Consider the following 18,434-nt stretch of genomic DNA (forward strand, 5'->3'; position numbering starts at 1 on the left):
GCCTAGCCCAGCCTGGACACGACTTGGGCGAACGCCTCGTAGGCGTCGGAGGTGACAACGAAGTAGGAGATGCCGTATCGCTCGCGGTGCTCCTGGATGGCATCCACCAGCCTGCTGGTATCTCCCAGCAGCAGATGGGGCGACCGGAGCGCCTCCTTTGGAAGCAACCCTGTCAGCGGGGCAAGGTCGGCGGCCGTTCCCCACGCGTCGCCGGCCACCACTGTGTAGTAGACCCGGACGCTGAGCTCCAGCGCTTCGAACCGGGCCCCGGCCGCGGCACGGATCCAGTCCACCTTGGTGGCGGTCGCCGACGCTGTCATGGTCCCGGCGGCGGACGCATCCGAACGGCCCGACGCCAGGTTGGGGTTGAGGCTGACGATGTCCGCCTCACGCGCGGCCAGCGACAGGACCGCACGGCCACCGCCGCCCACCATCAACGGCGGCCGAGGCTGTTGCACCGGCCGGGGCAGCCCCGGCATCCTCTCGCAGGAGTAGTGGTCGCCGGAGAAGTCGAACCACTCGTTGCCCAGAAGGCCCTTGATGACAGCGATGGCCTCGGCGAGCCGGGCCACGCGCGTGGGCGGGTCGGGCAGGCCGATTCCGAGCCGGGCATGCTCATCGTGGTTCCAGCCGGCACCGATGCCCACCTCCAACCGCCCGCCGGTCAGCAGGTCGACGGTCGCCGCCTCCTTGGCCAGCAGCGCCGGATGGCGGAACTCGTTGGCGAGCACGTGGGAGCCGACCCGCAGAGTCGTCGTGGCGTCCGCGGCCGCCAGCATCGCCGGGATCGGCGCCAGCTGGTCGCCGAGATGGTCGATGACGAGCAGCGTCCGGTAGCCCAAGTCCTCAACGGCGCGAGCCATGTCGCGCCATCCGGCGGCGGTCCGTGCGCCCGCCGCTTCCACCCCGAAACGGAATGGCCGAATCTCCACCACGTCACCTCCGTGCGCACAGCCGGTGATCGCCGAGCCGCTGCCCCTTGCCATTTTCCGATATCGATCTCTAAATGGATACAGGGTTGGCGGGCATCGGCCACGGGCTCACTCTTACGCGAGGTGCACATGCTGGTTCCTTCCGTCGGGTGCGCGGTGGTCGGCTGCGGTGACGTCTCCACCAAATACCTGCGTACTCTGCGCGCGGCCCCGATCATCGACATCGTCGCCTGCTGCGACGTGCTCCCGGAACGGGCCCGCCGCCTGGCCGCCCGGTGTGCGCGGGCCGTCTCGGCGTCCCTTCCGGAGATCCTGGCTGACCCGGCGGTGGAGCTGGTGATCAACCTGACCCCGCCACAACAGCACACCGAGATCACCCTGCGGGCGTTGCGCGCCGGGAAATCCGTCTACACCGAGAAGCCGGTCGCCACCTCGCCGGAGGAATTGGCCGAAGTGCTGGTCATGGCCGGAAACGGCGATGCGATGTTGGGCGGCGCCCCCGACACCGCTCTCGGGCCCGCCGCCCAGGCGGCCCGCCGCGCCATCGACGAGGGCCGGATAGGACGGCCGCTCGGCGCCTCCGCGGCGCTACTGACGCCCGGCCACGAACGCTCCTGCCCCACTCCGGAGGTCTTCTACCGGAAAGGAGCGGGGCCGCTGCTGGACATGGGCGTCTACTACCTGACCATGCTGGTGAGTCTGCTCGGACCCGTGCGCGAGGTCGTGGGCGCGCACAGCCGCCCGTCTCCCCTGCGGGTGATCGATACCGGCCCCAGGGCCCGGACGTCCTTCGCCACGGAGGTACCAACCCATGTTGCGGCGCTGCTCGTGTTCGAGAACAGGGAGATCGTCACCCTGACGGCGAGTTTCGAGGTCTGGGGCACTCGGGTGCCTCATCTTGAGATATTCGGAACGGAGGGAACGCTGTCCATTCCCGACCCAAACTTCTATACCGGCGCGGTCCGGCTGAAGGCCGCCCGGTCCCGGGAGTGGATTCCGCTGCCCTACCCACCGGACGCACCGGTGGGACGCGGCATTGGAGTCATCGACATGGCGCACGCCCTGCGCGGCCTGACCGGGCAGCGACTGACCGGCGGCATCATCGGCCATGTCGTGGAGACCATGCTGGCTGTCGAGGCCGAGAAGACCGCCGCCACAACGTTGGCTTCCCGGTGCGATCGCCCGGCGCCGCTACGGTCTGCTCCGTCTCCCACCGGGTGCTGGTGGTGCGAGCAGTGCGGTGACGAGTGACCGCCGCGGCCTGGTCGCTCTGCCTCGCCCTGGTACTGGCCGGGCTGAGCCGGATCAACTGGCCCGTCCAGGCCGTCAGCCCTGATGGCCGTCGATACCTGACGGCGGGCTCCGGGCGGCCGGTGTCACTGCCCTTCATGCTGCGCTGGCTGCTGCCCAGGTTGTGCGGGGACTCCCTGCGGCGGTGGCGCTGGTGCACGACGGCCCATCTCGTCGCACTCCCGCCGCTGGTCACCGTGTGGATGGCACCCTGGGTGGCCGACGATCGCCTGCGGGTGATCGGCGGCCTGCTCCTCTGCGGCATGCCGGGCATCTGGCGGATCCAGTTGCGCTGGCCGGTGCTCGTGGACGGGACCGCGATGGCCTGGGCGCTGGGCTCGGCGATCTGCTTCCAACACGGGCTGTGGGTTCCCGGCATCGCGGCGGTCCTGGTCTCCGGATGCGTCAAAGAGACGGCCCCGGTGTTCGCCGCGTGCTTCGCCTGGCACTGGGTCGCCCTGGTCGGGCTGGCCGCCCCGCTGGTACGACGGCTGACCGGGACCATCGGGGAGGACCTCTTCGGCCAGCCGGACCTGCTGAAGGATCCGTGGCGAGCGGGCAGCCTCTACCACGCCGGCAAGTGGTTCGACCCGCTGGCCATGCTGACGCCCTGGGGTGCGGGACTCCTGGCAGCCCTCAGCGTCGACACCCGAATCGCGCCCATGCTCATCGTCACCGTGGCGCTCGCCTACGCCCAATTGCTCATCGCCACCGACACCGCGCGCCTGTACCAATGGGCGGCCCCGCCCGTGGTCCTGGGCGCTGTCCAGGTGATGCCCAGCCGCTGGGCCATCGCAATCCTGATCGTCCACCTGTGCAATCCATGGGCGGGCAGTGCCGAGACATAGAGGAGAAGATCGACATGACGGGCGTCGTGGGTTTTGGTGGCTCCATTCACGACTTCGCGACCTGGCTGATCACCAGCGACAACGGCAGCATCGCCATCGAGGACGAACGGCTCAGCAGGGTTCGGCATGCGCTGCTGGACCCCGACCCCTGCCGTGCCTCGCTGGCGTACTGCCTGGATGCGGCAGGGCTCCAGGTCGGGGACGTCCGGGCGTTCTCCGCCAACGACATGCTCACACCGTTGCGTACGTGGCAGCCAGAGATCCCGATCCAGTGGGTCAACCATCACCTGTCGCACGCCGCGAGCACGTTTTTCACCAGTCCTTTTGAGACCGCGGTGGTGTTGGTCGCGGACGGTGCCGGAAGCATCATCGGGGCAGGCTCGGCCGACCGGCACGAGCGAGAGACGACCACCTGGATGCTCGGTCACGGTAACGAGCTCACCCGGCTCGGGCAGGTCGTAGGCGCCAAGCGGGGGCCGGCCTCATCCAACGATCTCGATGCACTGATGTCCAACTCGCTCGGCGATTTCTACCGCGCGGTCACCGAAGGGATCGGGTTCGGGTTCATGCACGCGGGCAAGGTGATGGCGCTGGCGTCTTATGGCGACGGCCGTTTCACCGACACCCTGATGGAGGCCGTTGCGCTGCTCCCGGACGGACGGTTCACCATCACCCTGGACGGCCCCCACGGGGTGGTCGACCGGATACGGCGGCTGCGCGGCGATGGCGGACCCGGCGCGTTCGCGACCGACGCGTGCATCGCCCACGCGGGCCAGCAGATCCTGGAACGTGTCCTGCTGCATGTACTGGCGCATGCCTGGTCGGTGACAGGCTGCCCCAACCTGTGCCTGGCCGGAGGGGTCGCGCTCAACTGTGCCTTCAACGGCAAGATCATCAAGAACACCGGATTCGAACAGGTCCATGTGGTGTGCGCGCCCGGCGACGATGGGACCGCGCTCGGGGCCGCGATACTGGCCAGCCTCGAGCTCGATCCGCCCGCCTCGACGGTCCGGTTCCCGATCAGCCCGTACCAGGGACGTGAGTACGGTCCCGCACAGATCGATGAGCAGGTGCTGCGGCGTACCGCCGAGTTGCTCGATCAGGGCAAGGTGGTCGGCTGGTATCAAGGGCGCTCGGAGTTCGGGCCGCGGGCGCTCGGCAACCGCAGCATTCTCGCCGACCCCCGGCGTGTCGACCTGGCGAAGCGAATCAATGCTCGGATCAAGCACCGCGAGTGGTTCCGACCGCTCGCCCCGGTGGTCCTGGCGGACCACGCCGAGGAATATTTCGAGGCCGACTGCCCATCGCCGTGGATGCAGTTCGCCTGGCCGATCCGTGCGGAGCACCAGGCCACGCTGGCGGGAGTGTGCCATGTGGACGGCACCGCACGGGTGCAGACGCTGCGACCGCAGGAACAGCCTTCGCTGGCCCGGCTATTGATGGAGTTCGCCGCACTCGGCGCCCCACCGGTCCTGCTGAACACCTCCCTCAACATCCGCGGCGAGCCGATCGCCGAGACCCCGGACGAGGCCATGGCGGTGTTCCGCCGAAGCGAGATCGACGCCATCGTCATCAACGGCACGCTCCTGGAGCGTTAGTGCCGCGTTCCCCTTCGGGTGTGCCGCCTTTGCGGAACGCAGCACTAGCCGTCGGCTTCGAGAAGCCTGCCCGACACCGGGTCCATGGCGGGCAATCTGCCGAAGCGCGTCAGGCGTCGCCGCACGCTGTCCATCGGCCGCCCCAGATGGGCCGCCACGGCTGCGATGTCGTACCAGGCGTCGAAGCTCCGCACCAGCGCCGCGTCCTCAGCGTCGGTCCACGGCCGGTCCTCGGCGGCCAACGTCTCGGCGACGGCTTCGAGCAGCTCTCCGATCCGGGCAGGAGTTACCGGCTCCTCCTGCGGCGAGCGCACATGGACGGTCAGTTCCAGGGCTCTGGACTGCGCCTGGATCACATACTCTCCGTCCGCACCGGAAATGTTTCGGACAATCGCCTTCATCAGGGGCCTCCTCGGAGATAATCCGCTTGTCCCTCATGGTTCCTTCCCCGACGAGGGCTGGTGCGATGCCCGAAATGCAAGCCGGACGCGACCTGTACGTCGCCGGACGCGACCTCATCATTCATCAGCATCTGGATCGGTCTTTCGAGATCGTCGGCGGGTTGTACCAGCTCCCGCCGGACATCGCGGACTTCACCGGGCGCGAGGAGGCCATGCGGAGACTGGAGTCCTGGCTGACCGGCCCCGCCGGCACCATCGTGCTGAGTGCGATCTCCGGAATGGGCGGCGTGGGCAAGACCGCGCTCGCCGTGCGCCTGGCGCACCGGCTCAAGGGCGCGTTCCCGGATGGCCAGCTCTACGTCAACCTGCGCGGTGTGGAAGCCGAGCGGCTCGACCCGTCCGACGTGCTCGCCGGCTTTCTGCGCGCGTTCGGCGTGCAGGGATCGGCGATCCCCGAGGGCCTTGACGAACGCGCCACCTTCTACCGCGGGTTGCTGGAAGGCAGGCGGGTCCTCGTCGTCCTCGACAACGCCGCCTCCGAGGCGCAGGTGCGTCCGCTGCTGCCGGCCGCCTCCGGTTGCGCGGCCCTGATCACCAGCCGTGCCCGGCTGCCCGCGCTGGAGGGAGCGCGCGGCTATAACCTGGACGTGCTGACGTCCGAGGCCGCGACCGAGCTGTTCACCAAGATCGTCGGCGCGGAGCGTGCCCGGGCCGAACCGGATGCGGTGGAACGGCTCGTCGGGTTGTGCGGGCGCCTCCCACTGGCGATTCGGATCATCGCCGCCCGGCTGGCCGCACGGCCGCACTGGCGGCTGGCCCGGATGCTCGCCCGGCTGGAGGACCAGCACCGGCGTCTCGAGGAACTGAAGGTCGGTGATCTCAGCGTGCGCGCGTCGTTCGCCTTGAGCTATGCGGCACTCGCCGAGGAGGAGCAGTCGGCTTTCCGGCTGCTCGGCCTGGTGCAAGCGCCCGACTTCCCGGCCTGGGTCCTGGCGGCGGTGCTCGGCTCCGACCTGGCGGAAGCCGAAGACGTCATCGAGCGGCTGGCCGAGGTCCAGCTTCTCGAAACCACCGGCGAGGACAGCACGGGACAACTCCGGTTCCGCTTCCACGACCTGCTGCGCTCCTTCGCCCGGGAACGGCTGCGGGACGACGCGCCCCCGGACGACGTCCTCGAACGCATGCTCGGCGCGTACCTCGCGTTGTCCAAACGCGCCCTGTACCTAATGTCGCCCAACAGTAAGCGGGACGCACTGGCGCCCCGAGCACGGATGTGGTTGCCCGACGATCTTGATCCCGATAGCGTCATCGGCCCCCGGCCCATGGACTGGTTCGTGGCCGAGGAGGTCGGCATCGTCGCCGCCGTCGGCCAGGCGTATGAGCACCGGTTGTGGGACATTACCTGGGAGCTCGCCGATCCGCTGCATTACCACTTCCGGGTGCTCGCGCGGTGGGCCGACTGGGTAGCGACCCACGAACTGGCGCTGGAGGCGGCCAGGCTGGCGGGGAACCGAAGAGGCGAGGCGTGCATCCTGCGCAACCTGGGAAACGTCTACAAGGACCAGGGGCGCCCAGTCGAGGCCATCGCCTGTTATCAAGCGGGCCTGGTCATCGCGACCGAGTTGGATAGCACTCTGCTGAGCGCCTTCATGCTGAACGGGCTGGGCGAGGTCTGCCTGGACCGCGGCCGGATGACCGATGCGGGTGCTTACTTCGAACGATCGCTGCCTGCTTGGGCCTCGATCGACGATCTGACGGGCGTGGCCTATACCCACACTCACCTTGCGATGGTCTATATCCATCAGGGCCGCCTGAGTGAGGCCATGGAGCAGGCGGAACGTTCGCTGGCCATGCAACGCGAGTTCCGGGACCGCAGCGGGGAGAGCTACGCGCTGACCGCGATCGGAGACGTCCACCGCCTTCACGGTCGGCTCGAATCGGCCGTCTCCTGCTACGAGCAGGTTCTGCACACGGCGCGCGAGCAGGGTGCAGACCTCTCGGAGGCCGATGCCCTGGTCAGGCTCGCCTGGGTGCGCCGGGAACAGGGCGATATCGGCGCGGCGAAGGCGGCGTTCACCCAGGCGCTACCGGTCTTCCTGGAGTACGGGCAGCGGCGCGGAGAAGCCGAGACGCTGGCCGGCCTGGGCGCCATCGAGTCCGACGAAGGAAACCTCAGTGACGGAATCCAGCGCCTCGACCAGGCCCTGGGCGTCGCCGAGGAGCTTGACGACGTCCTGTCCCAGGGACGACTCTTGGTCCTGCTGGGCCATGCTCATCTGGCCGCAGGCGACCGTTCGGCCGCCACCGAACGCTGGCGGCTCGCACGGGAACGATTCCACGAGGCGGGCGCCGCACGCGAGGAGGAGGCCAGGGAACTGCTTTCAGGGCTCTAGCAGGATGACGCTCGCCTGCATGTAGTTGGCGTTGTAGCCCAGGTACCGGAAGCCGAGTTCCCGGCCGTCCACGAATTCCCCGAACGCCTTCAGCTCTCCTTCCTCGGCCTCGAGGTAGTTCCAATACTCGTCGAAGTGGATGACCGTTCCCGGTCCCAACCGCTCCCCCAGCAGACTGAACGCGGTGCGCGTCGATGAGTACAGGTCGCAGTCGACGTGGACGAAACCGATCTGGTCCGCCAGATCGGGCAGCGCCTGGGGGATCGCCTCGTGGAACCAGCCCTGGTGTACACGCACGCCCGGCGGGTCCAGCGGCGGCCGGGGGAAGGTGTAGTCCCCCCTCTTCGCCTCACCACCCCAGTCCTCGGGCAGTCCCTGGAAGGAGTCGAAGCCGTGCAGGATCATCTTCAGCCCTGCGCGTTCGGCGATGTCGCGGATCTGCATCGCACTCTCGCCGCTGCCAAATCCCAACTCGACCCAGCAGAGCAGGGCAGGGTCGACGGCGCGGATGCTGGCCTCCAGCAGGCTCGGCTGGTCGTAGAACACCGGAACCCCGGCGAACTCCCGGGCCTCGAACTCAGCCGCCCGGATCGCGTTGGTCACCTGCCGCCGGAAGGTGGCGGTGTGCGGTACTTCCTGGCCGCTGTTGCGCGGCCTATCGGTCCGTCCTGAGTCAGACAGTGGGGTTCTCCTTCACCATCGCCAGTGTTCCCAGTAGTTCGGCCGACTGGGACGCCGCAGTGATCAGAGCGGTCCAGTGCCGCAGCAGGAAGCAGTAGTCGGCGAATCCCCTGGTCACCTCCGCGATATGGCGATCGGCACCGGCGAGTGCCGCTCTCCCGGTCATGCGAAGCCGCGCGGCGACCGCGCCGTCGGCCGCCATCGCATCGGCCGCCTCCAGATGCGCAGCGGCGAATTCTTCAACGACTACCCGCAGGTGCGGGGCCTGCCGGGACACTGCACGCGCGGCCGACTCAGCCAGCAACCATGCGTCGGGTGCTTCCGGAGGACGCCAGAAATCCCGGGGGCGCGCTGCGATCTGCTCGGCCTGGTCGGCCCAAATCCGCCAGAACAGCAGGTAACGCAGATCCTGGAGCGTATAACCGACCGCCGCCGAAGGATCCAAGCGCTCACGCCGCGCCTCGTCATAACTGTGCCGCACCTTCCGCGAGTGGAACAGCACCGGAAACCTCACGGCCAGCAACAGGTTCCGCTGCATGAAGTCCGATCCCAGCGTTTCGGTGAGCGGCATCTCCGGCACCGCGCGGAAGACGTCCCGGACGCCGGAGACGCCCATCTCCACGCTGCCTGCCCGGTCCGCAGTGACGAAGTCGTCGAAATAACTACGGGTCGGCTCGGCCACCAGGTAGTCGTGCACCAGCTCGTCGATCTCCTGATCGCTCAGCTGCGGCTTGACCGTGCGTTCGATCCTGCGGATGAACTCCGCTCCCGCCGCCAGCAGATCACGACGGTCCAACGGAGGATCTCCTACACAGGTGCTGGCCACAAAGAACACCTGCGGTTCCTGCAGCGCCCGCAACTCCAGCTCGCCAGGGTACGAGGGCACCCCGTCGAAACGCATGGGCAACGTATCCGAATCCCGGCGCAGCAGCACACGAGCTCCCAGCGCAGCCGCGGCAAGCGCCGCCAGATTCGGCCCCGCTCCGTAAGACACCCTCTCCGAAACCAAGAGCCGCACCAGCCGTTCCCGGTCAGCCGACTCGGTGACCGCCGCCTCCACCACGGCTCGGACATACTCCGCGCGACCTTCCGGCACGAGATGGTAGGCCGTCACGGAACACTCGGCGCTGAGCCGCCTGAGTAGCGCCGCATGCTCCGCAATCCATCCGGCCGGGAAAGACTCGATGACCAGGAACGGAATTTCCTCTCCCCGCTCCCGTTCTAGGGCCAGACACTCGCCCGCATAGGACTCGATCGCCGCAAGACAACGCCGGTGCGTAGGAACGTAAAGCAGACACCCTGCCACTAGCGCCCCCACGGACAGACCATCGATCGGAGCATCCTCCGCACTGTAAGCCGCCCCCGCAGCCCTGTCCATGCCAAGCCTCAGTCCCCGGCTCCCAATCCGCGGGTCCGAGGTTCAAGCCCTTGGCGAAGCACTCATTCCGACCTAGGCAAACGCGAGTTGACCAACTTCGTCAAACTCAGCTCACAGGATCGCCTGGCCTGGTATACCCGACACTGCAGTTCGCCGATCTCCACCAGAAGCAGGGCGTTCGCTGTACCGGCCATGCCGGCGCGACGACGCGGTTGGGCCGGTGGTGCGCTCGATGGGGACCCGAGGCGGGGTTACTGGTGTGTGAGCGCAGGCCGGCAGGATGGTGCGGCGGCCGCTGCCGCCTGCTTTGAGCAGCGGGAGGATGACGGCGTACCGCTCGGTTCCGGTCAGTGCCTCGAACGCCTCGCGGGCGGCGTCGGCGGCGAGGGCCACTGGCCCTGGTCTTGTCGGCCGTACAACGTGGTGAGCTGGGCGGCCAGCTTCGCCAACTCGTCCCGGACGGTCTGCGGGCCCTCCACGATGACGAGGTCACCCCAGCCCGCGAGCTGGCGGGCGATGTCCAGCGCGGTCGGCGCGGTGAGCGTGACACGGACCCGCTCGCCTTGGGAGATCACCTCGCAGTGGCGGCCGAAGTAGTCGCGTAGGACGGGCAGGTGGCGGGCGTCGACGGTCGCGGTGGCGGTGGTCGTCGCGCGCCGTGCCTCCATCGCGGTGACGACCTCGTCCCAGGCCGCCGCGAGATCGAAGTGCGTCGGACGCTCGGCCGGTTCCTCCGTGACCTCGGCGTCGGTGACCCGGTCGACGCGGAAGGTCCGCTGCCCGTCGGGGGTTCCGGCGATCAGGTACCAGGTGTCGTCCTTGTCGACGAGGCCGAACGGCGCGACGACGCGCTCCCGTCCGGAGTAGGTGAGGCGGGCCTTTCGACGCCGGACCACCGCGTCCTCCAGCAGATCGACGAGCACGGGCCGCGTGCGGCGGTGCTCGCCCCAGCGGGCCGGATCGACCACGACCGCGTCCGCCGCCGCCTCGGCCTCTTGCCGGAACGTCGACGGCAGGGCGCGCACGAGCTTGCGCAGCGCCGCCTTGGCCTCCGGCGCGATCGCGGCGGCCGGGCCGAGCAGCAGGAACAGCGCCCTGGCCTCGGAGGCCTTGAGCCCGGACAGGTCGGTGCGGGCGCCGCCGAGCAGTGCCCAGCCGCCGCCGCGTCCGGCCTGCGGGTAGACGGGGACGCCCGCGGCCGACAGGGCCTCCAGGTCACGGCGGGCCGTGGCGACCGAAACCTCCATCTCGGCGGCGATCTCCGCCGCCGTCACCCGGCCGCGCGACTGCATCAGCAGCAGGACGGCCACCAGACGATCCGCTCTCACGCTTCGACGATGCCAGAAAAGTGCTCATTCCATGAGCACTTTGCCTGGAAGCATCGATCTCACAAGCCACCGAACGGAAGGCAGAAGGACATGCTCCGCGGACTCACCACCGTCAGCTTCTACGCCCATGACGTCGTCGCCGCCCGTGACTGGTACGCCGAGTTCCTCGGCGTGCGGGCCTACTTCCAGCGGCCCGAGCAGGGCGACCCGGCCTACGTGGAGTTCCGCGTCGGCGACTACCAGCACGAGCTCGGCATCATCGACACGCGGTTCGCTCCGGACGGCTGGAGCACCGAGGACGGCGGAGCGATCGTCTACTGGGCCGTCGACGACCTGGAGGCGGCTTGGGAGCGGCTGTTGGAGATGGGGGCCGCCCCGTTGGAGAAGCCGACCGAGCACGGCCCCGGGTTCGTCACCGCCTCGGTGCGCGACCCGTTCGGCAACATCCTCGGCGTCATGATCAACCACCACTACATGGACGTCCTCGCGGGCCGGAAGGGCTGACCACGATGACCGATAACGCCCTGCTCCTGGCCGACGCCGCCGCCTGGAGGGCATGGCTCGCCGAGCACCACGAGACCGCCCGCGACGTCTGGCTGATGATCGCCAAGAAGAACGGCAACGCGACGACCGTCACCATCGACGAGGCCTTGGACGAAGCGCTGTGTCACGGCTGGATCGACAGCCACCGCAGGGCGTTCGACGGCGACTACTACCTGCAGCGCTACTCACCGCGCACCCGCCGAAGCCCTTGGTCCAGCATCAACGTCGCGAAGGCCGAGGCGCTGACGGCCGCCGGCCGGATGCGCCCGGCCGGCCGCGCCGCGATCGAGACCGCCAAAACCACCGGCCGCTGGCCCGCCTAGCACACGCTTTGTGGACCGGCGGATGCGAATCTACGAGCCCGGTTGTGACCAGGGGGCGGGCTGGCAGCCGACGCCCCCCGCAAGGCCGCCGAACAGGCCTACGACTCCGCACCAGCCGTCCCGTTCGAAAGGCGCGATCCTTTGGCTGGCGGCGATCTCGCTCCCACCGTCCCTCCCACCGACGTCAGCCGCGGAAGACCAGCCGGCTCAAACGCCGCACACCACGCGCCGAGCCGCGGAACGCTCTCTCAGCCGCCCACCCACAGCACCGGCCCGTCCCTCCTGGAAACACCCCGCAGACTTCTCGGCAACGAGGGCCTGGCCGTGCTCCCCAGACGCCCCGGAGGTCCTTCGGCAAGGCGTCATCGAGGCGTGGGCGAGGCACTCCGGGGTGCACCCCGGAGTGCCCCCTTCCGTATCCGCGCCGCCCTGCTCACTGGAGCCAGCATCCTCGCGGTGCTGCCCGCGGCGGCTGCCAGCCAGGCCGTCGGACCCGCCACCGTCCCCAGCCAGGTGCGGGCGCCCTCCGACTGTCCCAGCAACAAGATCTGCTTCTGGGACGGCGCCAACTTCTCCGGCACCGGCTGAGCCTTCGATCCGCCCGTCTTCGCCAACTGACGGAACGCGCAGGCATCGGGGTACGCCGGGCCCCGAAGCGTTGTCAACACCACCGGCTATAAGGTCGTCCTATACCGGGCCAGCGTCTGCAACGTCGGCGCCTACCAGATCGCCGCCATCGCTCCCCGCCCTCGACCGCTACGGCCGCTCGCTGAAGGACCTGGTCAACATGGCGGGACTGTCCGAAAGTTGGTGGCCAGTGCGGTGACCGTGAATGTTCACCGGTCCGGTGACGCACCGGTCGAGGTCGGTGAGGCCGGCGCTCGCCGCCCTCACGCAGACGGCGACGTGGTCACCGATGAGGATTGGGCGGCGCGGACGGCAGGGCCGATGAGAGCCCGGTGGCCGGTCGCCCCGCACTCGAGGTGATCAATCCCGGCCTGCCCGATCCTCACGGGAGGGGATCGACCCGGGTGTTCTGGAAGGACTCCTGTAGCCACCGGCCCTGGTGCCGTGTCATCACGTTGGTGTTGGTCGACAGCGAGTCGTCGCGGCAGTCGCTCTGTCCCGCGTCGACCAGGCAGGTGGTGCGCACAATGATCGCGAGCCGTGGTCCGGCGAATCGCACATGCTCGTCGAGGTACCGGATGGTGTTGTCGGGGATGTACTTGTCGAAGTAGTACTGCATGCCGACCGCGATGCCCTGGCGGGTGCGTAGGTGGTCGCCGTTGAAGGTGACCACGTCACCGTTGAGGGTGAAGGTGGCGGCGAACGCGGCGCCGTCCTGGCGGGCCCAGGCGTCGGCCTGCCGCTGCCGCAGACGCTCGAACTCTTTCAGCGCATCGTGCGTCGCCCCGTGTGCGTTCTGGGTCGGCGCGCTGCGGCCCACCGCCGGCAGGGCCGTCGGAACCATAAGGCCGCCGAGTACCACGACGGTGGCGCCCAGGACGGCGGCGCGCTTCGTCCGCTGGGAAGGCATCTCGTTTCTCCTATTCAGGAAAGGAACCGCTACAGAGCGGACGTTAGGCCCGCCGGGTCGGTCGAATCGTCGGCCCGGAGTTGCGACCTGGGCTACATCCGGGGATGTACGGCGTTGCCGGGGCGTACTCCATCGCCCGCTCCAGCTCGGGTCGAGAGGCCGGCTTCCCGGAGGCCTTGTCGATGAAGACCTTGTCGCAGCCGGTGGCCAGGAGCGCGTCGCGCTGGGAGTCGGGGTTCTGGTCGCGGGTGGAGACCCGGGCGTAGCCGATGCGGTGTCCCATCAGTACCCCCTCAGTGGCCTGCCAGGAACGGTCACCCACGGCCCCTCGGGGAGTGGAGGTGGCCAGGAGGGTCAGGGGGCGGGGCGGCTCGGTGGTAGGAGAAAGGGTGTAGTCCTGGCGGCGCGGACCTGAGCTTTGCTGACCTGGGCCACGCGAATCTATACAGCGCGATCTTAACGGGCGCAACGCTGACCGGCGCGAACTTGTATTGCGTGAGCATGGACGGTGCAAACCTGGGCGAGGCGTACCTGGGCAGCGTGAACCTAAGCGACGCAAAGCTGCACAATGCGACCTTGGAGGGCGCGGACCTGTACCGGGCGAATCTGCGCGGAGCGCATCTGCACGAGGCACTCCTGGGCGATGCCAAGCTGATCAACATGAACCTGCGCAACGCGGACCTTCGCGGAACTGGCCTGACGGAAGACAAAGCGCGGTCGATCCCCACCAGGATCAATGAGCAGCTTGACCACCCAGAATCGGCAGGCGTGGGCAAGTGGTGCTCGCTGCTGGCGGCGCCGGCGCGAACCCGACCCGCGTGAGGATGGCCCGTGCGGCCGGACCGGGACTGGCCCCAGGCCGCACGCCCGGCCCGGATCGTCCCGCCCGGCGGCCGTCAGGCCGCCGCTTGACGGTCCGCCAGAGCATTCCCGGCGAATCTCAGGCGCGCGCACGCTCTTCCCGCTGCCGGATGAGCTCCTCAACCGCGCTCGGCAGCGTCGTCTCGAAGTCGATCAGCTTCGCCCACGTTGGGGTCACGACGATCCGGACCATGCCGTCGTAGAGCGAGCGGACCCCGGCCTCCCACTCGACCCGCTGCTCGGGCGTCATCTGGTAGCTGCCGTTCATCTGCAGGTACTCGTCCGGGATGCCCTCGACGAGGTCCAGCTCGGCCCGGCCGCGGATGAGCAGGATCTTCGGCGGGTGCACCTCGGTGTCAATGGTCAGGGCGACCATCGGGTTCGCGCGCAGGGATCGAAGCTTCGGCGCGTTCGTCGAGGTGCACATGACGATCTCCGCGCCGTTCCAGGTGAACGCGATCGGGATGTTGCGCGGTGTGCCGTCCTGGGCGACATAGGCCAGGCGGGTCAGGTCGCGGGCCAGCAGTTCCTGGCTGAGCGGCCGGTTCAGAATCTCGGTGATCTCGTTCTGGTCCATGGTCGTTCCTCCGTCGGCCGGGCGGCCCGTCGTGGCCGCTGATGTCCCTGGGACGGAGCCCGCCGGTCGTTCTCGACATCCCGAGTGCACCGATTTCGGGAAGGCCTACGCCAGCGTGACGTCCATGCCCCTCTTGGCCAGGACATCAAGGACCTCGGCGAACAGGTCGTAGGACTCGCCGTCCGGTGTCAGGGCCCGGGACAACCGTGTCAACGCCCTTCCGGCTCCAGCCGGACCATGATCGTTTAGATCTCAACCACTGGCGTGTTTACGTCATGGAGTCGAGCAGTTCCGATGAGTAGCCAAAGCTGGGGGTGAGCAAGGACGCTTCTGGCGCTTCCGTACACGAGGGCCAGGGCGGCCACCGACAGGAGGACACGTAGATGACGACCAAGACCAAGGCCGCAGGTCAGGGCAGCGGCAAACTCCGGCGGGCCATCGCCGCCGGCGGCGCGGTGCTGGGGGCGATGACCCTGCCGGCAGTCTCTCCGCCGGCCGCGTTCGCCGACCCGAACCAGACGTGCGGCGATCGCCAGGGCGTGTGCATCAAGATCGCACGCGAGGGCACCTCGGTCGACTTCGCCCAGGCCTACCACGACGGCCGCACCGGCGACTGGGAGGGGAAGATCGACCTGACCAGGGAGGGATTCACCACGATCCAGGGTCCCGTGGGACGGCCACCTGGACCGGCCACGCAGAACCATCGCCTGGTCTATCAGCCCGGCGCGCGGATCTGCGCCCGCGGCTTTGAACTGCCGGGCTGGCGAGCCAAGGGCGTGGCCTGCCTCACCGTGTGAGGCCATCATCGCGACGGCTGGTCCGGGTGCGCTGGAGCGTACGGGGTGGTGCGCTCCAGCGCCCTACGGGCGCGGCGGGCCGATGATCGGACAGAGTGTCGGCTCTGTCCGGTGTAGCTGTTCAGTACCCCTGTCTCCGACCTGCCGGAACCCTGGCCACCATGCATACTGTTCCGATCCTCCTCACGGCCCGGAGGCGGTGATCGTCGGCTGGCCGGTGTCGGTAGGCTCGCCGGAAATCTCCCGTGGAAGGACGGCTGCCGCACTGTGGACCTGGGCATCATCGGGCAGGCGGCTGGGCTGTTCGCCGTCACCAACGTCGACGACATCCTCATCCTGGCCCTGTTCTTCGCCCAGGGCGCCGGGCACCGGGGGGCGACGCGCAGCATCACGGTCGGCCAGTACCTGGGGTTCGCTGCCATTCTGGCCGTCGCCGTAGCGGCCGCGTTCGGCGCCACGTTCCTGCCCGAGGAAGCCATCCCCTACCTGGGCCTGCTGCCGCTCGTGCTCGGCATCAAGGGCGCGGTGCAGGCGTGGCGGCACCGCAACGACACCAAGGAGGACGAACAGGCCGCCGACGGCGGCCCGAAACCCTTGGAGGTGGCCGCGGTCACCTTCGCCAACGGCGGCGACAACATCGGGGTCTACGTCCCGGTCTTCGCCACCGCGGGCGCCAGTGGCATGAGCGTCTATGTGATGGTGTTCCTGATCCTCGTCGCGGTGTGGGTCGCGGCCGGCCGGTATTTCGCCACCCGCCCCGCCATCGCCAAGGCGCTGAGCCGGTGGGGGCACATCCTGCTGCCCGTCGTGCTGATCGGCATCGGCCTGCTCATCCTCACCGAAGGCGGCGCCTTCGGCCTGTAGCGAGTTCGCCGGACGGCTCGTGGTGCCAATGGCCAGACCCTGAGGGGCGTCGTCGACTACTGATCGTGAGCTCAGCAGTTCCCGTACTGTAGGGCCGCCTGCCACGGAATGGGCGTTTTCACTGGGCTGAAAAGTGACTGAATCCGGCCGTCGAGGCCCCGGAGGGCTGGCCAAAGAGCGCTAGGCGCCTTGGGCGCATGAAGAGCGTGTCCTACGTGGTGGCTGCTCGTTGATCTTGGCGTGCCAAGCAGACAATGGAGCTGGATCGTGCCCGACGGGCTGTGCGAGGTGGTGCGGCCGCTGCTGCCGCCGCCGAACAAGCGGCCGCAGGGTGGTGGGACGGCGAACAGGCGACCACACAGGCCCGAGCCCCGTGGACCGGGGAAAGCCGGGCTCCACGCTGCACGTGGTGTCTGACCGGCACGGACTGCCCCTCGTCATCGGCCTCTCGGCCGGCAACGTCCATGACAGTCACGGGCTAAAGCCGATGGCCATCGTCCTCCACATGAGACAGCGCTCTTGGGAAGGACACGCTGGACAGGCCGTCAAGCTTCATGCCGATCAGGCCTACGACATCCCTGAGCTGCGGCGATGGCTGGCGCGACAGCGGATCGAACCCCGGATCGCCCGCAAGGGCATCGAGCCCGACGACCGCTTGGGACGGTATCGCTGGGTGATCGGGCGGACCATCGCCTGACCGTCCGCCACGAACGCGATCCCCGCAACTCCCTGGCCTTTCTCGGCCTCGCCGCCGCCATCACCTGCTACAAGCGGCTCAGCAAAGCCACCACGTAGGACACGCTCTTATACGAGCCGAGTCACGTGACCGCCTTGAGAACGAAAAGCTCAAACCAAACCCCTCTCAGGGCGTCCTTGCTGATCGCGGGCAGGAACGACACGAACAGCGCGTCGTTCCCGGCCTTCGCCAGGCGAGGCCGGCCGACCGGCGGCGGGGTAGTCGACGTATCCGCGGACGCCGCCCGTGTAGTAGGTCGCGCGGTCCGGTTTCGCCAGGGGGATGCCCTCGCGCAGGCGCTCGACCAGGTCCGGGTTGCTGATGAAGGGCCGGCCGAAAGCAGCGAGGTCGATGGTGCCCTCCCCTATCAGGCGCGTGGCCTTCTCCAGGCTCTGGCGTCCGGCGAGGACGAGGGCCGTGTCGCCCAGGACGGGCCGCCATTCCCGCAGGAACGCGGAGAGCTCCTCGCCCGCGGCCCTGCCGATCTCGGAGCGGTGGTCACTGTTGTCGCTCACATGGATGTAGGCGATGCCGCGGGAGGCCAGCTCATCCCCCAGTGCGCGATAGGTCTCGTCGGTCTTGTCGTCGGCCGGCATGAAGTTGATGGTGCTGTAAGGCGAGAGCCGGATGCCCACGCGGTGGGCGCCGATGCGGTCGGCGACGGCATCCACCACCTCCAAGGTGAAGCGGATGCGGTCGGCGACCGTAGTGGCCCCGTACCGGTCCATCCTGTCGTTGACCCGGGAGTTCAGGAACTGTTCGAACAGGTACCCGTTGGCTGCCTGCAGTTCGATGCCGTGGAAGCCCGCCGCATCGGCGTTGGCCGCCGCGGCGGCGAAGTCCGCAACGACCCGGGCCACCTCGTCGGCGCCGAGGGCCCGGGGAGGGGTCGCGGGCAGCATGCCGGTACTGCCGTCCGGCCGGTAGGCGAAGGCCACGGTTCCGACGGCGTTCGCCGTCGAGCTCACCGGAACCTTCCCGTTCTCCTGCAGCGACACGTGCGAAGCCCACCCCACGTGCCACAGCTGCGCGAACATGCGCCCCTTCTGGGCGCGTACCGCGTCGGTGACACTCCGCCACCCGGCGACCTGCTCGTCGGTGTAGAGACCCGGCGTGAAGGCATAGCCGGTTCCCTCCTTGGAGACGGGGGACCCCTCCGACACGATCAGGCCTGCATCCGCCCTCTGCGCGTAGTAGCGGGTCGTCATGTCGTCGGGCACCCCCGTCAGCGCTCTGGCTCGGGTCATCGGTGCCATCACCACGCGGTTGGGAAGACACAGGCCGCGCAAGTCGAACCCGTCAAAAAGGCTGGTCACGGAAGATCCTTTCAGAACTCAATGCAATCGA

The 18,434-nt window shown here is 68.6% G+C and carries 20 protein-coding genes and 1 pseudogene; 12 read left to right on the plus strand and 9 right to left on the minus strand.

Annotated elements, in window-relative coordinates; translation table 11 throughout:
- Positions 1–2: 2 nt before the first annotated feature.
- Positions 3–986 carry a TIGR03621 family F420-dependent LLM class oxidoreductase gene (locus C4U03_RS31045; RefSeq protein ID WP_103942903.1) on the minus strand — a complete coding sequence of 328 codons (984 nt, stop codon included), beginning with the start codon at positions 984–986 and terminating at the stop codon, positions 3–5.
- 75 nt (positions 987–1,061) lie between these two features.
- Here C4U03_RS31045 and C4U03_RS40090 point away from each other — a divergent pair, with 75 nt between their 5' ends.
- Genes C4U03_RS40090 through C4U03_RS31060 form a run of 3 tightly spaced genes read left to right on the plus strand, consistent with a single transcriptional unit; the run spans position 1,062 to position 4,668 of the window.
- A complete protein-coding gene (locus tag C4U03_RS40090) occupies positions 1,062–2,183 on the plus strand; it encodes a Gfo/Idh/MocA family protein (RefSeq protein ID WP_160147149.1) in 1,122 nt (373 codons plus the stop codon).
- Positions 2,180–3,070, plus strand: a complete 891-nt coding sequence (locus C4U03_RS40710; protein ID WP_160147150.1) for a hypothetical protein — start codon at positions 2,180–2,182, stop codon at positions 3,068–3,070. Before C4U03_RS40090 ends, C4U03_RS40710 begins: the two co-directional genes overlap by 4 nt.
- Positions 3,071–3,084: 14 nt before the next feature.
- Complete coding sequence (locus tag C4U03_RS31060) at positions 3,085–4,668, plus strand: carbamoyltransferase family protein (protein WP_160147151.1); 1,584 nt, start codon at positions 3,085–3,087, stop codon at positions 4,666–4,668.
- A 44-nt stretch (positions 4,669–4,712) separates the two neighbouring features.
- Here the strand turns inward: C4U03_RS31060 and C4U03_RS31065 are convergent, their stop codons facing one another.
- Positions 4,713–5,069: a hypothetical protein gene (locus tag C4U03_RS31065; protein WP_103942909.1), complete on the minus strand. Its 357-nt coding sequence runs from the start codon at positions 5,067–5,069 to the stop codon at positions 4,713–4,715.
- Positions 5,070–5,134: 65 nt separating this feature from the next.
- Here C4U03_RS31065 and C4U03_RS31070 point away from each other — a divergent pair, with 65 nt between their 5' ends.
- Positions 5,135–7,462 (plus strand): ATP-binding protein, encoded by a 2,328-nt coding sequence (locus C4U03_RS31070; protein ID WP_160147152.1) that lies wholly within the window; start codon positions 5,135–5,137, stop codon positions 7,460–7,462.
- On the opposite strand, the gene C4U03_RS31075 is transcribed toward C4U03_RS31070, so the two are convergent.
- The 3 genes from C4U03_RS31075 to C4U03_RS31085 form a co-directional block, all read right to left on the minus strand.
- The gene (locus C4U03_RS31075) at positions 7,451–8,065 is read right to left on the minus strand and encodes a class I SAM-dependent methyltransferase (protein WP_103942913.1); all 615 of its coding nucleotides are present in this window, start codon (positions 8,063–8,065) and stop codon (positions 7,451–7,453) included. The two genes, C4U03_RS31070 and C4U03_RS31075, sit on opposite strands and share 12 nt — an antisense overlap.
- A 70-nt stretch (positions 8,066–8,135) precedes the next feature.
- A complete protein-coding gene (locus tag C4U03_RS31080; protein WP_103942914.1) occupies positions 8,136–9,521 on the minus strand; it encodes a DUF6271 family protein in 1,386 nt (461 codons plus the stop codon).
- 347 nt (positions 9,522–9,868) lie between these two features.
- Positions 9,869–10,849, minus strand: coding sequence for a helix-turn-helix transcriptional regulator (locus C4U03_RS31085; RefSeq protein ID WP_103942916.1), 981 nt, complete (start codon positions 10,847–10,849; stop codon positions 9,869–9,871).
- Positions 10,850–10,939: 90 nt separating this feature from the next.
- Here C4U03_RS31085 and C4U03_RS31090 point away from each other — a divergent pair, with 90 nt between their 5' ends.
- From C4U03_RS31090 to C4U03_RS40715, 3 genes are all read left to right on the plus strand, one after another.
- The gene (locus tag C4U03_RS31090) at positions 10,940–11,353 is read left to right on the plus strand and encodes a VOC family protein (protein WP_103942918.1); all 414 of its coding nucleotides are present in this window, start codon (positions 10,940–10,942) and stop codon (positions 11,351–11,353) included.
- A 5-nt stretch (positions 11,354–11,358) separates the two neighbouring features.
- A complete protein-coding gene (locus tag C4U03_RS31095) occupies positions 11,359–11,715 on the plus strand; it encodes a YdeI/OmpD-associated family protein (RefSeq protein ID WP_103942920.1) in 357 nt (118 codons plus the stop codon).
- Positions 11,716–12,087: 372 nt separating this feature from the next.
- Positions 12,088–12,303: a peptidase inhibitor family I36 protein gene (locus tag C4U03_RS40715; protein ID WP_160147153.1), complete on the plus strand. Its 216-nt coding sequence runs from the start codon at positions 12,088–12,090 to the stop codon at positions 12,301–12,303.
- Between the two features lie 421 nt (positions 12,304–12,724).
- Here the strand turns inward: C4U03_RS40715 and C4U03_RS31105 are convergent, their stop codons facing one another.
- Together C4U03_RS31105 and C4U03_RS31110 are read right to left on the minus strand one after the other, a co-directional pair.
- A complete protein-coding gene (locus C4U03_RS31105; protein ID WP_103942924.1) occupies positions 12,725–13,252 on the minus strand; it encodes an SgcJ/EcaC family oxidoreductase in 528 nt (175 codons plus the stop codon).
- Positions 13,253–13,295: 43 nt separating this feature from the next.
- A complete protein-coding gene (locus C4U03_RS31110; protein ID WP_103942926.1) occupies positions 13,296–13,535 on the minus strand; it encodes a recombinase family protein in 240 nt (79 codons plus the stop codon).
- 128 nt (positions 13,536–13,663) lie between these two features.
- Between C4U03_RS31110 and C4U03_RS43060 the strand changes: the two are divergent.
- Together C4U03_RS43060 and C4U03_RS31115 are read left to right on the plus strand one after the other, a co-directional pair.
- A pseudogene (locus C4U03_RS43060) lies at positions 13,664–13,729 on the plus strand (hypothetical protein); the annotation flags it as partial.
- Positions 13,730–13,753: 24 nt separating this feature from the next.
- The gene (locus tag C4U03_RS31115; RefSeq protein WP_235018263.1) at positions 13,754–14,074 is read left to right on the plus strand and encodes a pentapeptide repeat-containing protein; all 321 of its coding nucleotides are present in this window, start codon (positions 13,754–13,756) and stop codon (positions 14,072–14,074) included.
- A 118-nt stretch (positions 14,075–14,192) separates the two neighbouring features.
- Here C4U03_RS31115 and C4U03_RS31120 read toward each other — a convergent pair whose 3' ends face one another.
- Complete coding sequence (locus C4U03_RS31120; RefSeq protein ID WP_103942930.1) at positions 14,193–14,690, minus strand: pyridoxamine 5'-phosphate oxidase family protein; 498 nt, start codon at positions 14,688–14,690, stop codon at positions 14,193–14,195.
- Between the two features lie 383 nt (positions 14,691–15,073).
- On the opposite strand from C4U03_RS31120, the gene C4U03_RS31125 reads away from it, so the two are divergent.
- From C4U03_RS31125 to C4U03_RS41370, 3 genes are all read left to right on the plus strand, one after another.
- The gene (locus C4U03_RS31125) at positions 15,074–15,487 is read left to right on the plus strand and encodes a hypothetical protein (RefSeq protein WP_103942932.1); all 414 of its coding nucleotides are present in this window, start codon (positions 15,074–15,076) and stop codon (positions 15,485–15,487) included.
- Positions 15,488–15,754: 267 nt separating this feature from the next.
- Complete coding sequence (locus tag C4U03_RS31130; protein WP_103942934.1) at positions 15,755–16,351, plus strand: cadmium resistance transporter; 597 nt, start codon at positions 15,755–15,757, stop codon at positions 16,349–16,351.
- A 373-nt stretch (positions 16,352–16,724) separates the two neighbouring features.
- Positions 16,725–17,048, plus strand: a complete 324-nt coding sequence (locus tag C4U03_RS41370) for a transposase (RefSeq protein WP_268817555.1) — start codon at positions 16,725–16,727, stop codon at positions 17,046–17,048.
- 149 nt (positions 17,049–17,197) lie between these two features.
- Here C4U03_RS41370 and C4U03_RS31140 read toward each other — a convergent pair whose 3' ends face one another.
- Entirely contained in the window at positions 17,198–18,403 is a 1,206-nt protein-coding gene (locus C4U03_RS31140; protein WP_103942936.1) for an alkene reductase, read from the minus strand.
- Positions 18,404–18,434: the final 31 nt, after the last annotated feature.

It is taken from the genome of Thermomonospora echinospora (genome assembly GCF_900108175.1).
GTDB classification, from domain to species: domain Bacteria; phylum Actinomycetota; class Actinomycetes; order Streptosporangiales; family Streptosporangiaceae; genus Thermomonospora; species Thermomonospora echinospora.